Origin of the sequence: Rhodococcus sp. B50 (assembly GCF_013602415.1) — a bacterium.
GTDB lineage: Bacteria > Actinomycetota > Actinomycetes > Mycobacteriales > Mycobacteriaceae > Rhodococcus.
In genome coordinates this window covers 513,042-528,436 of sequence record NZ_WPAG02000003.1, presented here as the reverse complement: position 1 = coordinate 528,436, position 15,395 = coordinate 513,042, and the positions used below count along the sequence as shown (strand labels likewise).

At 63.4% G+C, this 15,395-nt stretch carries 14 protein-coding genes; 4 read left to right on the top strand and 10 right to left on the bottom strand.

Annotated features, from left to right (window positions below; genetic code table 11):
• Positions 1-12 precede the first annotated feature (12 nt).
• The 4 genes from GON09_RS26805 to GON09_RS26790 all read left to right on the top strand — a co-directional run bounded on the left by GON09_RS26805 (position 13) and on the right by GON09_RS26790 (position 4,869).
• A complete protein-coding gene (locus tag GON09_RS26805) occupies positions 13-1,221 on the top strand; it encodes an amidohydrolase family protein (RefSeq protein WP_213934998.1) in 1,209 nt (402 codons plus the stop codon).
• Between the two features lie 147 nt (positions 1,222-1,368).
• Positions 1,369-2,532 (top strand): acyl-CoA dehydrogenase family protein, encoded by a 1,164-nt coding sequence (locus tag GON09_RS26800; protein WP_213934997.1) that lies wholly within the window; start codon positions 1,369-1,371, stop codon positions 2,530-2,532.
• Complete coding sequence (locus tag GON09_RS26795; protein WP_213934996.1) at positions 2,529-3,587, top strand: acyl-CoA dehydrogenase family protein; 1,059 nt, start codon at positions 2,529-2,531, stop codon at positions 3,585-3,587. Before GON09_RS26800 ends, GON09_RS26795 begins: the two co-directional genes overlap by 4 nt.
• Positions 3,588-3,720: 133 nt before the next feature.
• Positions 3,721-4,869, top strand: a complete 1,149-nt coding sequence (locus tag GON09_RS26790; RefSeq protein ID WP_213934995.1) for an acyl-CoA dehydrogenase family protein — start codon at positions 3,721-3,723, stop codon at positions 4,867-4,869.
• An 82-nt stretch (positions 4,870-4,951) separates the two neighbouring features.
• Here the strand turns inward: GON09_RS26790 and GON09_RS26785 are convergent, their stop codons facing one another.
• The 10 genes from GON09_RS26785 to GON09_RS26740 all read right to left on the bottom strand — a co-directional run bounded on the left by GON09_RS26785 (position 4,952) and on the right by GON09_RS26740 (position 15,143).
• Entirely contained in the window at positions 4,952-5,806 is an 855-nt protein-coding gene (locus tag GON09_RS26785; protein ID WP_213934994.1) for an acyl-CoA thioesterase, read from the bottom strand.
• Positions 5,807-5,833: 27 nt separating this feature from the next.
• Positions 5,834-6,529 (bottom strand): SDR family NAD(P)-dependent oxidoreductase, encoded by a 696-nt coding sequence (locus tag GON09_RS26780; RefSeq protein ID WP_213934993.1) that lies wholly within the window; start codon positions 6,527-6,529, stop codon positions 5,834-5,836.
• Positions 6,530-6,570: 41 nt separating this feature from the next.
• Positions 6,571-7,029, bottom strand: a complete 459-nt coding sequence (locus GON09_RS26775; RefSeq protein ID WP_213935240.1) for a MaoC family dehydratase — start codon at positions 7,027-7,029, stop codon at positions 6,571-6,573.
• Positions 7,030-7,108: 79 nt separating this feature from the next.
• Positions 7,109-8,605 carry an AMP-binding protein gene (locus tag GON09_RS26770; RefSeq protein WP_213934992.1) on the bottom strand — a complete coding sequence of 499 codons (1,497 nt, stop codon included), beginning with the start codon at positions 8,603-8,605 and terminating at the stop codon, positions 7,109-7,111.
• Positions 8,606-8,610: 5 nt separating this feature from the next.
• Complete coding sequence (locus GON09_RS26765; RefSeq protein WP_213934991.1) at positions 8,611-9,756, bottom strand: thiolase family protein; 1,146 nt, start codon at positions 9,754-9,756, stop codon at positions 8,611-8,613.
• Positions 9,756-10,154, bottom strand: coding sequence for a Zn-ribbon domain-containing OB-fold protein (locus tag GON09_RS26760; protein WP_213934990.1), 399 nt, complete (start codon positions 10,152-10,154; stop codon positions 9,756-9,758). Before GON09_RS26760 ends, GON09_RS26765 begins: the two co-directional genes overlap by 1 nt.
• Positions 10,155-10,407: 253 nt before the next feature.
• The gene (locus tag GON09_RS26755; protein ID WP_213934989.1) at positions 10,408-11,580 is read right to left on the bottom strand and encodes a thiolase family protein; all 1,173 of its coding nucleotides are present in this window, start codon (positions 11,578-11,580) and stop codon (positions 10,408-10,410) included.
• 53 nt (positions 11,581-11,633) lie between these two features.
• Positions 11,634-13,403 (bottom strand): class I adenylate-forming enzyme family protein, encoded by a 1,770-nt coding sequence (locus GON09_RS26750; RefSeq protein WP_213934988.1) that lies wholly within the window; start codon positions 13,401-13,403, stop codon positions 11,634-11,636.
• 18 nt (positions 13,404-13,421) lie between these two features.
• Entirely contained in the window at positions 13,422-14,165 is a 744-nt protein-coding gene (locus GON09_RS26745; RefSeq protein WP_213934987.1) for a FadR/GntR family transcriptional regulator, read from the bottom strand.
• Positions 14,166-14,366: 201 nt separating this feature from the next.
• Entirely contained in the window at positions 14,367-15,143 is a 777-nt protein-coding gene (locus GON09_RS26740) for a VOC family protein (RefSeq protein WP_213934986.1), read from the bottom strand.
• Between the last annotated feature and the right edge of the window lie 252 nt (positions 15,144-15,395).

The following is a 15,395-nucleotide window of genomic DNA, read 5'->3' as shown; positions in this document are numbered from 1 at the left end:
ACGGAGGCGAGCATGGCGCTGATCAAGAACTCGGTGGGAACCCTCCCGTACCTGATGGCCGACTTCGATCAACATTCCTACGAGGCACCTGACGCGTTCACGCGTTTCATGCCCAAGAACAAGCTTCATACGGCAGTGCGACCGATCGAGGCACCGGGGTACGACCGCAAGGTCCTGCTGGCAAACGACCGAATCGTGACAGCACTCGAGGCCGACCTCGATCAGGCATACGTCCCCGGGTCGCTGGTCGAGATGCTCAAGCAGCGCGCCTCCGGTAATGCCACCGACGCCGAGAGGTTCTACGAGCCGATCCAGGCCGAATACCTCGACAAGGACAAGCGACTGATCCAGCTGCAGGAGCAGCAGATCGAAAAGGCCGTTATGTACCCCGGCGGCTGGGGACTGCTGGCCGAGGCATACCTGGACGGCATCGATCCCCTGTACGACAACCTCGAGTCCTTCAATCGGTGGATCGACGAGGACTGGGGCTTCGCCTACAAGGACACCATCTACGCTCCGGCGATGCTGTCGCTGCGCGACCTCGACCGGGCATGCGCCGAGTTGGACCGCGTCCTGGACAAGGGCGCCAGGTTCATCATGCTGCCGGCAGGCCCGGCCTACGGACGCTCTCCGGGCGACCCCTACTTCGATCCTTTCTGGGCACGAATCAACGAAGCGAAAGCTGTGGTTTCCTACCACATCTCGGAGTTCCACTATCAGGCGAACGTTGCCTCTCACTGGGGATGGAACCTCGTACCGCCGTTCCAGTTCTCCGCTTGGCAATGGCAGAACACCTACGGCGAACGCCCCATCACCGACACACTGTCGGCACTCATCTTCGACAACCTCTTCGGCCGCTTCCCCAACATCAAGGTCCTCGTCAGCGAATTCGGCGCCGAGTGGATTCCCCACTTCATCCGGCACATGGACAAGAGTCGCGGCATGGCCCGGAACGGACGATGGCTCGGCGGCCAGCTCACGGAGCGCCCCAGCACCATCTTCAAGAACCACATCCGTGTCGTTCCGTACCCGGAAGACGATACGGTCGGTATGGTCGAGAAGCTCGGGACCGTGGACTGCCTCGTCATGGGATCGGACTGGCCGCACGCCGAAGGACTCCGCGAACCGGCCGACTTCTTCGAAAGGGTCGAGGGACTCGGTGACGAGAAGCGCAAACGCTTCATCCGCCAGAACGGAATGGACCTGATCGCGGGAAAGTAGTCCCGAGAGGCACATGCGACGGTGCCTGCCGACAAGAACATCCCTCGGCAGGCACCGGTCCACTCACTGATCCGACCGAACTACACGATTCACCGCACGCCATTCCCGCCTGCTCGTGCACGAGCACAGCCGAGAGGTCCTCCGATCATGATCGGGCTAGTTCCAGAAGTAATCCCCCTCCCACCGGAAACTGCAGAGTTGCGCGCCGCGGTCCGCGATTTCCTTGCGGCGGACCGAAATCGCTACGGGTGGGAACCACGCGTCGATTCATGGATCTCCTCGTGGGATCCGGGCTTCAGCCGTCGCCTCGCACAGCAGGGCTGGCTCGGGATGACCATCCCCACCGAACACGGTGGACAGGGCAGAAGTCACCTCGAACGCTTCGTCGTCACCGAAGAACTTCTCGCACACGGCGCACCGGTCGCGGCACATTGGGTGTCCGACCGCCAGGTAGGGCCGGCCCTGCTCAAACACGGATCGACGACTCAGCGAGAACGTTATCTTCCTCGGATCGCCTCCGGTGAATGCTATTTCGCGATCGGGATGAGTGAGCCCGAAGCAGGCTCCGATCTCGCCTCGGTGCGCACCCGCGGCGTCCGAGTCGACGGCGGATGGGAAGTCACCGGCACCAAGGTGTGGACTTCGGGTGCACACCACAGTGAAGCGTTCTTCGTCCTCGCCCGGACCGAAGACCTGGATCCCAAACACCGGCACGAGGGTCTGAGCCAATTCCTCATCACCCTCAACTCCCCAGGCATCGACATCCGCCCCATCAAATTGCTCACCGGTCAACATCACTTCAACGAAGTGGTGCTCGATCATGTCTTCGTTCCGGACGACATGGTGGTCGGCACCCCCGGAGAAGGATGGAGGCAGGTGGGGTCGGAACTGAGCTTCGAGCGCAGCGGTCCCGAACGCATTCTTTCCCCGCAGCCCCTTCTCGATGCGGTGGGCGCGCAGTTGGCAGGTAGCGACGACGTGGACGACCATTCGTTGGTGACCTTCGGCAACCTCGTCGCAGATCTCACCACTCTTCGTCACCTTTCGAGCTCCGTGGCCCGGGCACTGTCGAACGACGAGCCCGCCGACCTCGCCGCGGCACTCATCAAGGAGATCGGTACGAGCTTCGAGCAGCGCGTCGTCAGCGACTGTGCAGAGCTGGCCGCACACGCTCACACCGATCTCGAATCCTCCGACACGCTCGGCCGATTGATTGCCGAGGCCCTTTTGCATGCACCAGGTTTCACACTCCGAGGTGGAACGAGCGAAGTGTTGCGCGGAGTCATCGCGCGCGGATTGGGATTGAGATGACCTCGACTGTTCACGGCTCGACCTCGGCGGAACTGGATGCCTTGCGCGAACTCACCGACGACCTGTTCGGTTCGATCACGGGCCCCCACCTGCACAGTCCGCAGACGACCCTGCCTTACTCCCCCGAAGCCTGGGACCTCCTGGGCGAATCGGGTTTGACCCTCCTCACGACGCCCGAAGACGCCGGCGGCAGCGGTGGCGGGGTCTCCGAAGCCGCTCTCATGCTGGACCGCAGCGGCTACCACGCGCTCCCTGCGCCACTGTTCGAGACCGACCTTCTCGCGTCGTGGCTGATCGGCCTGCACGGTACCGACGCATCGTCGGCACCGATGACCGCCGTCCAGGTCGACTGGTCGCCCGAGGACCTTCGAGCAGGGGAAGTCGTTCTCAACCGTGTTCCCTGGGGACAGATTGCAAGCGACATTCTCGTTGCAGGTGACAGCTTCGTCGGCCGTATCGGCACCGATGACGCCGAGATCGAACCTGTAGGCGATCTGGTGGGAGAGCACTATGCCCACGTGTCCGTTCCGGTCGAAGCTCTGAACGTGGTCCCCACATCGACGGACACGCGCAGCGAGTACCTGACCCGAGGCGCCTGGGCACGGTCGGAACAGATCTGCGGCGCCCTGGAACGCGTTCTCGATCTGGGGATCGCCCACGTGACCGAACGTCATCAGTTCGGCCGGCCGATCGGCAAATTCCAAGCCGTTCAGGAGTTGATCTCCCGGTCTGCCGGGCTCGTCACCACCGCAAAGGCCGCGGCCGCCCATGCCACCGCGGTGATCGACCAGCTGGGCTTCGACGCCGACGGTTCTCGCATCGCGGTCTCGATAGCGAAGATTCAAGCCGGTCGGGCAGCAACTGTCGTCAGCCGCGATATCCACCAGGCGCACGGAGCCATCGGTTTCACACTGGACCACCAACTCAGGCACTTCACCACGCGTGCACTTGCGTGGAACCGCGATTTCGGAGCGCCGACGCAGTGGTCCAAGGAACTCGGCCGGAAGGCCCTCGGTTCGGGGATGTCGGTCTGGGAGTTCGCCGTCGCTCACTGAACGGCGATCATCACCGAACGGCGAAATCACCGGATCGAGACCATACCCTTTCGCAACCAATTAAATAGTCAGTATATTTAACTCATTGGCGTCACGAAGGCGCCGCCCTCCTAGTGCTGACGGAGTGACAGCAATGCGACGCAAGATTTTCGAACCCGAACACGACGAGTTCCGGGCCACAGCACGTTCGTTCTTCGAAACCGCGTGTGTCCCCCACTCCGAGGAGTGGGAGGAACGCGGCTACGTCGATCGTGACGTCTGGCTCGAGGCCGGCAAACTCGGACTCATCGGCTGGGAGATGCCGGAAGAGTACGGCGGCGCCGACATCAAGGACTTCCGCTTCAACGCCATCCTCAACGAGGAATACCACGCCACCGGCGCGGTCGGCATCGGTCTCGGTGTGCAGAACGACATCCTGTCCGGTTATTTCCGCGACCTCACCACCGACGAGCAGAAGAAGCGCTGGCTCCCCAAGTACGTCAGCGGCGAGTACATCACCGCTATCGCAATGTCCGAACCCGGCGCCGGATCCGATCTCGCCAACGTGAAGACCTCGGCTCGGCGCGACGGTGACCACTACGTGGTCAACGGCGCCAAGACCTTCATCTCGAACGGCCTGCTCGCCGATCTCGTCGTCGTCGTGTGCCGCACCGACCCCGACGCCGAGAAGCCGCACAAGGGCATCAGCCTGCTGGTGGTGGAGACCGGCATGGAGGGCTTCACCCGCGGCCGCAAGCTCGACAAGATCGGCCAGAAATCCGCCGACACGGCCGAGTTGTTCTTCGACAACGTCCGAGTGCCGGTCGAGAACCTCCTCGGCGAGGAGAACCGCGGCTTCTACCACCTGATGGGCAACCTGCCGGCCGAGCGCCTCGGCATTGCCATCCATGCGGTCGCCCAGGCACGCCGCGCCGTCGACCTGACGACCGCGTATGCCCACGAGCGAAAGGCCTTCGGCCAGGAAATCGGCAAGTTCCAGGTCAATCGTCACGCCCTCGCGCAGATGCGGGTGGAAGTCGATGTCATGCAGACCTATGTGGACCAGTGCATCCTGGGCGTCAATTCCGGCGATCTCACGGCAGAGGAAGCCGCCGGCGCCAAGTGGTGGGCGACGGAAACCCAGTGGAAGATCGTCGACCGATGCCTCCAGCTGCACGGTGGCTACGGATACATGAACGAGTACGAGATCGCTCGGCTCTGGCGCGACGCCCGCGTTCAGCGCATCTACGGCGGCACGAACGAGATCATGCTCGACATCGTCGGACGTAATCTGGGCTTCTGACAGACGCCGTTGCAACCGCACGCCGAAAGGGGCGGTCCTACATCGAGTAGGACCGCCCCTTTTCGCGCAAGAACACCGATCGTCAGACGGGTCTGATCAGTCCCTCCTGGACGACGCTCGCGACATGGACACCATCGGCGTCGAAGAACTCACCACGGCAGAAGCCCAGTCCGCCGTGCGCGGAGGGCGACATGCGGTCGTAGAGCAGCCATTCGTCGACGCGGAAATCCCGATGGAACCAGACGCAGTGGTCGAGAGACGCCGTCTGGACGCCCGGATGGGAGGACGGTACGCCGTGTGGCCGAACCGACTCCGGAAGGATCAACAGGTCCGAGATGCACGCCAGCAGTGCCCGGTGCATATAGGCCTCATCACAGGCTATCTTGTTCGCCCGCATCCACGTCAGGCCGCGCGACCCGATCCCGGTCGAAGTCGGGATCGCCGGTACGTCCGCGTCCGGCACGATCCGCATCTCGAGCGGACCCCATTCCAGATAGAACTCCGGCCACAGCCCGGGTTCCGCGTGGTACAGATCGACGATCGACGGGACCGTATCGGGTGCCGGGGCCGCGGGGGCAGGCATCTGATGGTCGAAGCCGTTCTCGTCGCGATGAAACGAGGCGCGTGCCGTGAAGATGAGTTTGTCGCTCTGATACGCGTCGATCGACCTGCTGGCGAAGGACGTGCCGTCCCGGGTCGGAGTGACGACGAATCTGATGACCTGGCCCGCACGTCCCGGCCTGAGGAATTGGGACTGGACCGAGTGCATGGACCAGCCTGTCGGGACGGTACGTGCACTCGCAGCGACGGCGAGGCCCACCACCTGACCGCCGAAGACCCGCGGTAGCGGGTAATCGGCAGGTAGGGACTCGAATATCAGTTCGTCGACCTGGTCGAGTTTCAGTAGAGCGGTCAGGTCGGTCAATCCGGCGGTCATGCGCCGTTCCTCTCGTGATGAAGCAACTCAGCCGACGCCCGGCACCGGGACCTGTGCACCCGTCACCGCCGACGCTGCATCCGATACCAGGAAGGCTACGGTCGACGCGATCTGCGCCGGGGAGACCCACCCGTCCCTGCTCGAATCCGGTTGTGTCGAGCGGTTACCCGGAGTGTCTATTACGGAGGGCAGTATCGCGTTGGCGCGGATTCCGTCTCGCGAGTACTCCGCCGCGACTGCACCGAGGAATGCGCAGACAGCGGCCTTCGAGGTGATGTAACCCGAGGCGCCGCTGAAGGGGGCGAACGCCGCCTTCGCCGAAACGCCGACGATCGAACCACCACCCGCTCGGACCAACGCGGGCAGAGCATGTTGTGTGAGGAGATAGAGAGGATGCAGGTTCAGACGCAGCAACCGGTCGAATTCGCTGATCGGTGTGTCTGCAACGCGCTCTCCCATCGCGAACCCGCCGACGAGGTTGACCACGGCCCCGAGCGGACGGTCGTCATGCCGGGTAGCTTCGGCCACTACGCCGCGCACCTGCTCCTCGTCGAACAGGTCGGCTTCGATCAGCGTGAGGCGGTCCGACTGCGGAAGCCGGCTCAACTCCTCCTCGACGACCCACGGTACGACGACGTGCCATCCTCCGGCGAGAAGTTCACCGACGACCGCGGTGCCCAGCCCACCGGTTCCACCGGAGACGATGACTGTCCGCTCAGACATACAATTGCCTTTCTGCAAGGGCCGCTGGAATGCTTCTACTTCTAGAACGCAACCCGGCTCACCGTTTCCGCCACCAATGCCGGCTTGTCCTGCCCTTCGATTTCCATCGACTGGCCGACGATCATCTGCACAGATCCGTTGGGCAGGGATTCCGCGGATACCAACGTGGAGTGCAGGCGCACGCGAGACCCGACGGGAACAGGGTTGACGAACCGGACCTTGTTGGAACCGTAATTGATTCCCATTTTCGAGCCTTCGATCCGGTAGATCTGCCACCCCAGCATCGGAAGCAGCGACAAAGTCAGATATCCGTGAGCGATCGGCTTCCCGTAGGGGCTCTCGGAATTCGCACGCTCGACATCGACGTGGATCCACTGATGATCCCCCGTCGCTTCTGCGAAGGTGTCGATCCGCTCCTGAGTGATGTCCACCCAGTCCGAGACACCCAGCTTCTCACCTGCTGCACCGACTATCTCGTCGGCCGAGCTGAAAACACGCATGTGCTTCTCCAATCATTCTTCCGACAGCAAGCGCAGGAACTGTTCGACAACGTCGTGCAGGCGCGTGTCTTTAAAACCGTCACCGAAGCAACAGTTCGTGTTTGCGCAGCTTCCCGGTGGGTGTGCGCGGCAGTTCTTCGACGAATCGGAATTCGCGCGGGATCTTGAATTTCGCCAGGGAGTCCCTGCAGAACTCGGTCAGGGCGCGAGACAGTAAATCGACCGGAACCGTCGAGTCCGGGCGCGGTTGCACGAATGCCACCACGCGATGACCCATCTCCTCGTCCGGAAGCCCGACCACCGCAATGTCCAGCACATCCGGATGAAGAATCAGCGCGTCCTCGATCTCTCTCGGATAGACGTTGACTCCACCCGAGATGATGAGATCGGCCCGTCGATCTGCCAGATAGAGGTAGCCGTCCTCGTCCATCCAGCCCAGATCCCCGACGGTTGCGCGTCCCTCCGCGTCGTGCGCATCTGCCGTCTTGGCAGCGTCACCGTGATACCGGAAATTGCTACCGCCCGAGAACCAGATCGTCCCTACGACGCCGGTGTCCACCGGCCGATGGTCGTCGTCCAAGATCTCGATCTTCCCTATCAACGGCCGCCCCACCGATCCCGGCTTACGCAGCCAGTCGTCGGAGAAGATGCTGGTGGCCCCAACGCCCTCGGTGGAGGAGTAGAACTCGAAGAGGATCGGTCCCCACCAGTCGATCATCTGCCGCTTCACCTCGATCGGGCAGGCCGCGGCCGCATGCACGGCGACGCGATGACTCGACAGATCGAAGCGATGACGAACTTCCGGATCGAGTTTGAGCATTCGCACGAACATGGTCGGCACCCACTGACTGTGGGTGACGCGATGTCTCTCGATCAGTTCGAGGGCAAGGGATGCATCGAACCGTTCCATGACGACAGCCGTGGTGCCCTGGCGAAGGGCTCCCATCGTCCATGCCAGAGGCGCCGCGTGGTAGAGCGGAGCGGGTGTCAGGTAAACGTCTCCCGGCACCAGACCGAGCAGTCCCGACAACCACTTGCCCGGGATGTCCGGGTAGCTTCCGAATTCTCCACCAGTCAGGGGCCGTTCGATGCCTTTGGGCCGCCCTGTCGTACCGGAGGAGTACAGGAGGAAATCCCCCTCTGCTTGGTCCGCCACAGGGTTGCCCGGGTACGGCTCGAGGTCGAGAATATGCCACCCTTCCGTCTCCACCGGGTCGACGGAGAATCGTCGGATCTCCGGCTTCGTGACAGCGAGGTGGCATCGCGAGGAAGACACAACCAGGGAGGCGCCGCAGTCTTCGACGATGTAGTCGATCTCCGCCGATGTCAGGTGGGTGTTGACGGCTGCGTAGTACAGGCCGCATCGCTGCGCGGCGAAAGCCAGGACGAGCAGCTCGATCCGGTTCTCCAGGAGAAGGGCGACCGTATCACCGATTCGCAGACCTTGTTCTCGAAAGAAGTGCGCGGCGCGGTTCGAGCGTTCCTCGATTTCCGCGAACGTGACGCTCTCGCCGGTCGGCTCGACGACGAGCGCAGTGCGCTGCGCCCAGTCCGGGGGAAAAACGGTGTCGGTCACTCACCTCACCTCACCAGGATGCTGACCGCACCCGTGCCGGGCGATCCGTACAGGTGGGTGTATCCGACCGAAGGAATCTTCTCGATCTGACGTTCGCCGGCTTCTCCGCGCATCTGGCGAACCACCTCGTGAATCTGCCGAAGTCCCGACGCGCCGATCGGCTCTCCGTTCGCGATGAGCCCACCGTCGGTGTTGACCGGCAGCGTGCCGGTGATCTCGGTGTATCCCTCAGCGATCAGCTTTTCCTGGTCGCCGTCCGCGCAGAATCCGTTCTCGGCCATGTGCATGATCTCGGAGCCGGCATCCGTGTCCTGCAACTGGGCCACACCGACATCCGCCGGTTCGACACCGGCGATCTCGAACGCGGCACGGGAGGCGTCGACGGTCGGGCTGGGAGCCCCGGTGAGCGGAAGGGAGGGACTCTGCATCTCGAAGGCACCTTCGCGTCGCGTGCGGAGTACGGATGCCTTCAGCTGAATCGGCACGGACCGGTACTGCTTGGCTTTGTCGGCACGGCACAGCACCACTGCGGCTGCTCCCTCGTCCGGAGCGCAGTACATGAACTGCGTCAAGGGGAAGTTGAGATAGGGGGCTCCGAGAATCTGCTCCTCGGACATGGGCTTTCGTCGCCAGGCGAGTTCGTTTCGTGCACCGTTGCGGAGGTTCTTCGCTGCGACCCGTGCAAGCGTCCGGGAAGTGATGCCATGATCGTGCATGTAGCGGTTGATCTTCATGCCGAAGAAGTGCGTGGTCAGGAACAGTCCTGTCTCCGCGTACCACTCGGGGAGTCCGATCACCGACGGATCGGCTGCGAACGCGCCTTTGGGATGTTTATCGAATCCGACTGCGACCGCGATGTCCGCCTCACCGTGCTCGATGGCCTTGGCCGCCATCGACAGAGATGTGTTGGCGGTGGCGCAGCCGTTGAACACCCCGTACACCGGGATGCCCGTGAGTCCGACCTTGCCGATCACGGAATCGGGATTGGACACTTCCAGGCTGCCCGCGAAGCCCATCTGGACATCCGGCCATGCGATGCCGGCGTCGTCGAGCGCAGCGCGTAAGGCTTCCGCGCCCATATCGAGCGCGGACTTTCCGGGGAAGCGCCCGAACGGATGCATACCCACGCCGATGATTGCCACGTCCACCATTACTGTCCCCTGTCCGACTCGTTGACATCGACCGGTTCGAAGGCGAAGGTCTCGCCCCCGGCGAACGGAATGGTGACCACCCGCATGCGACCGCCGATCGTGAGCGCTTCGGGATCACACGAGGTCAGCCGCCCCTCTACGAGCAGGCCTTCCGGGAACTCGACGTACCCCACTCCGTAGGCACGGAAGTCCCCGTCCTTCAATGCCGGCGGGGAGGGCGGAGGAAATTCCTGGCTCGTCCAGGTGTAGAGCGTCCCCTCGGAGCTCAGTTCGACCACCGGGCGGCCCGGCTCCGCCGGAAAGACGAGATATTGCGAGGTCGACGACGTCGACGCCAACAGGTGAACATTTTCGCCGTCGACCCGGAAGAGGTCGGGAGGCGACACGAACTCGGCCATACGCAAAGAGTAACACATTTATACTGATTAAACGGGTTGAGATTGCTCGCACACGTGCGTTTCGTGAAGAATCAGCACGGCCCCGACACACGAAGCGGCCCGGCCTCCTTTCACCGGAGACCGGGCCGCCGAACCGAATTCGCCCCCCCCGGCCATCCCCGGGCTGCCGAACGAATTCGCTCCTCACCGGCCGTCCCCCGAGCCGGGCGCGATAGGAGCATCCACGGGACCGATACCCGTGGATGCCCGTCGATTACGTCAGATTCTCGTAGATTGTCGCGTTCGCGGTGCCGCCGCCTTCGCACATGGTCTGAAGACCGAATCGTCCTCCGGTCCGGCGCAGGTGACTGATCAGGGTCACTGCGAGGCGGGCCCCGGACCCACCGAGGGGATGCCCGAGCGCGATCGCGCCGCCGACGGGATTGAGAGCGTCGTCGGACGCGCCGGTCTCCGCCTGCCACGCGAGCGGAACGGATGCGAACGCCTCGTTGACCTCGAAAGCATCGATGTCGCCGATCGACAACCCCGCACGCTTGAGCGCCAGGTGCGTTGCAGGAATCGGACCCGTGAGCATCTTCACCGGGTCATCTCCGGTAACCACGGCGGTGTGGACGCGTGCGAGAGGCCGCAAGCCGAGCGCAGCAGCCTTCTCCGACGTCATGATGAGCACCGCTGCAGAGCCATCGGAGATCTGGGAGGCGTTCCCGGCTGTGATGCAACCGTTTTCGAGGAAGGGCGTCTTCAGGCCGGCAAGCTTCTCCACCGTGGAACCACGACGGATTCCCTCGTCCGCGGACACCTCACCCTTGGGAGTACGGATCGGGACGATTTCGTCGTCGAAGAAGCCGTCGTCCTGCGCGTGCGCTGCCCGCTCGTGCGACCGCACCGAGTACTCGTCGAGCTGCGTGCGCGAAAGGTTCCACTCGCGGGCGATGAGTTCGGCGCCCGCGCCCTGATTGAATCGACCACCGAACCCGGGGGCGGTCAGCGCATCGGCATACCTGTCGACTGCCGGGCCACCCATCTCGCCGGTACCCTCGACCGTCGCAGCACCCATGGGTACCTGCGACATCATTTCCACGCCCCCGGCGACCACGACATCGGCGTGACCTGCGATTACGGTGGCTGCTGCGGTGGAGATCGCCTGCTGCGACGAACCGCATTGCCGATCCACCGTGAAGCCCGGAACGCTCTCGGGCCAACCCGCGGCCAACACTGCCATGCGTCCGATATTCCCGGACTGCTGCCCGATGCTGATCACATTGCCCCAGTGGACATCGTCGATGATCGACGGGTCCACACCGGCTCGTTCGACGAGCCCGGTCAGCACCTGAGCCGATGCATCGACCGCATGCACCTCTGCAAGCGCACCGCCACGCTTTCCGATCGGCGTACGAGCCAGTGCCACGATGACTGCGTCCCGCATCGTTTCTCCTCAATGTCGACGATCGGACTCCACGTCCCGACCCTTCCGTACAATTAATTAACTATATCCGGTGATTGGGGCACCTCGTCAACCACGCGCGTCAGGAGCCGTTCCGCCAGTTCCGCTTTTCGCGCCTTCCCGGTCGAGGTCCGAGGGAAGTCGCCGACAGGGAACCATTGGGTCGGACGCTTCTTGCGGGGAAGACGTTCTGCCACGAATCGGTCCAGGTCGGCGAAGTCGAGAGCACTGTCTGCGCCGCAGATCACGGCAGCCGCAGGAACCTCCCCCAGCCGGGCGTCCGGAGCCCCGAACACCGCAACATCCTGCACACCAGGGTATTCGAGTACCACCGACTCGATTTCGGCCGGATACAAGTTCTCTCCACCCCGGATGACGACGTCACGCAGCCGGGAATGGAAAGTGATGATTCCCTCGCTCATGGAGCAGAGATCGCCTGTCCGCATCCAACCGTTCTCATCCGTTACCTGTGCGATGTCACCACCTTCGGTGAGATAGCCCGACATGATCAACGGACCGCGGACGCAGAGCTCCCCGACCTCACCGTCCCGGACCACGGAGCCCTTCGACGCAATGCAGTAGTCCCTACCCGGCAGAGGGCGGCCGATCGTACGGGTACGCAGCACAGCCGGATCGTCCACTCCGCTGACAGTCAGGCACGGAGCTTCACTTTGCCCGTAACCGACCAGAAAACGAATGCCGAGCTCTGCCTCCACCCGGTCGATGAGCGCCGGGTCCACGCTGGTTGCCCCTCCGACGATGGACGACACCGAGGCGAAATCCGAGGGCCGGACCACCCCACGGTCCAGAAGGTCGATGAGCATGGTTGGAACGAGCCCCACCACACTCGGCGCAGCGTTCCGGACCACCTGCGCGATATCCACGGCGTCGAATCGATCCACCGACACATATGTGCCATCGATGCTGAGCGCACCGAGCAGTCCGGCAACCGACCCACCCACATGCTCCAACGGGAGTGGATTGAACATCGAATCACCGTCGCATGCGCCAGTGGCAAGCGCGTACCCAGCGGCGGCTCCGAGCACGGCACGATGGGACAGCACGGCAACTTTCGGCCGCCCCGTGGTTCCCGACGTGAACTGATAGAGGAACGGGCCGGCAGGGCCCGCAACTACCGCGTCCATCCCATAGGACGGGACGCCCGCAGTCGGCACACTGCCGATCCGCACCAGCCGTACGTCTCCCAACTCCTTCGCGCGCACGCCCACGTCGTCGGTTCCCAGAATCAGGTCTACGCCGACCGCACCGCAGCATCGAGCCACCGTGTCCGCACCATCGTTCGGCAGAGGGACCACACCGAATCCGGCGCACGCAGCACCGTAGAATGCCTGAATCCACTGCAACCGATCACGTCCGAGGATCCCCACCCTCGAATTCGACGGATGCGTGTGCCGAAGGTGCTCTCCGATCACCGAGGCGCGTTCGAACAGATCACCCCACGTGACTCCCCGGACCTCCGCGTCCTCGATCCATACGATCGCGTTCCTCGTGGGATGACGTCGAGCGGCCAACGCCAGACGTTGTCCGACGGTGATCCCGTCCGCATCCATCAAGGGCACGGATGTGCCGAGGGGCAGATACGACCATCCGACTTCGGCGCTGTCGTTGAGGGCCGGCAGCTGAGAAACCTGCATTTGTGCACCACATCGCTCGGATCTTGAAGGCACTATGTCGACCATCGCGCCTGAACAGTCGAATAATACAACTACATCCGCGTATGCCAAGCCTGAACGTGACCCCTCAAAAAACGAACGGACGCAAGGCGTACAGCCTTGCGTCCGCAATCGTTTGACGATGGAAGGTCAGGAAAGCACCTCGACCAGCGTGGGCGCAGCATCGTCGAGCATGTGCGCCTCCGCCTTGCGAAGATGCCGACGCCAATGCGCGTCGGCACCCTCCTGATCACCCGCAGCCAGCAATTTCAACAGCCGTCGATACGAGCGCAGCGCTACCTCGTCGATGGCCCGTTCACGATCAGGCCCTCTCATCGACATGAAGAGCGTGTTGTGGGCATCCAGAATCCGAAGCAGCATCCCCATCATGATCGACATCGTCTGCGAACCGGCCAGGTCCACAATGGCCTGATGGACGCGGGTATCGATCTTGGCGAAGGCTACGGGATCACCGATCGCCTCGGCAGCCTCCACGACGAGACCCTCAAGCTCGGCCAGGTCCGAATCCGCCGAAGCGCGCAGGGCGGCAACCTCGACCTCCGCCCGGGCACGATAGACGTCCGCAAGCGGCACACCCTTGTACTGCAGCAACAATCCCATATGACGCGCCGCGACCGACTCGTCGGGAGCCAGAACACGCGCGCCACCGTGGGCACCTCGGAGGACGACGATGATCGATTCCGACTCCAGGATGCGGAACGCCTCGCGCAGAGTCGGCCGAGAGACTCCGAAATGCTCCATCAGGGCAGTCTCGCTCGGGAGAGGATCACCGGCCTTCAGCTCGCCCGTCACAATCTGGCGCCGAAGCTGAGCTGCAACCAGTTCCCCCGCTTTCGGAACGCGTACCAGCGATGATTCCGTTCCAACCGACATAACGTCCTCCCGCGAACCTACAAAAATCAATCTAATCCTATAACTATAGCTGTGCCGCGAGGGAAACACCTGACCTGCGCCATAGTTAGGTTCCAGATCCGATGATGAGTCGAAGCACCGCCTCGTCCGTGAACCCTGGCCGGCGGCGCGCGGTCACCCTCCGCGCCACCGAGCACACCAGCTGTGAGCCGACGGACGCCCCTACCCCTGCACACCCAACAGCGGGGAACCCACCGTGAACTTCGCACCGAACGGATCGGTAACCTCCGCGGTCCGCCCGTACGGCATGTCCGTCGGATCGTCCGCGGTACCCCCGCCGGCCCGAGCCGCGGCGACCGCCACGTCGGCATCGACGACCTGGAAGAGCGTGCCCCACGAGGACGCCGAGGCGGTCGGGTCACCCACGATGCCACCGACCTCGTGCCCATCCGGTCTGCGCAGAAAAGTGAAGTCCACGCCGGGCAGGTCGTCGTTCCCGTCCAGGGTGAAGTCGAACACCGCCGCGTAGAACTCCCGCGCCGGGCCAGGATTCGGGGTCACCAAGTCGTTGCGTAACAAGGTATTCGGCTCGTTCACCAGCTCGCAACCGACGTGTGCCCACCCCTGCCACAAGCCGAACTGCGCACTGGACGGATCCCGCACCATCGCCAGCCGACCCTGGTCGGCGATGTCCATCGGCTCCATCAGCAGCGTGCCACCCGCGTCTGTGGACCGAGCGACGGTCGCGTCGAGATCGTCGGTCGCCAGATAGACGTTCCACCAGAACTTGCTGGCACTCTCGTCGGGATTCGGCATCAACGCGGCGACCTTCTTGCCGCCGAGCAGACACATCGTGTACCTGCCGTACTCCTCGGAACCGACATCGAACTCCCAACCGAAAACCGACCCGTAGAAGGCCATCGCCCGGTCCAGATCCGGAATGCCCAGGTCGATCCAGGTGGGAGTGCCGAGTGGTTGATTCCTCGTGACCACGCTCATCGCTACTCCTCCCTCTGGCGGATATCCACTCGACGCTAGCCCGCGGCACCGACATTCGACGGCAGAGCCGCGGGATTCGCTGTCGCGCTCCGCGAACGGACAGCACCCCGTTCGGTCCGCGTTTCGCCATGAGCACACCACTGAGCGCATGTCTCGTATGGAGCGAATCTTGTGTGCGGCATCATGCTGGTGCCCACCTGCTGTGCGCTGGGGCGTGCTGTCGCTACGGCGATGGCCGCGAGCACGCAAGAC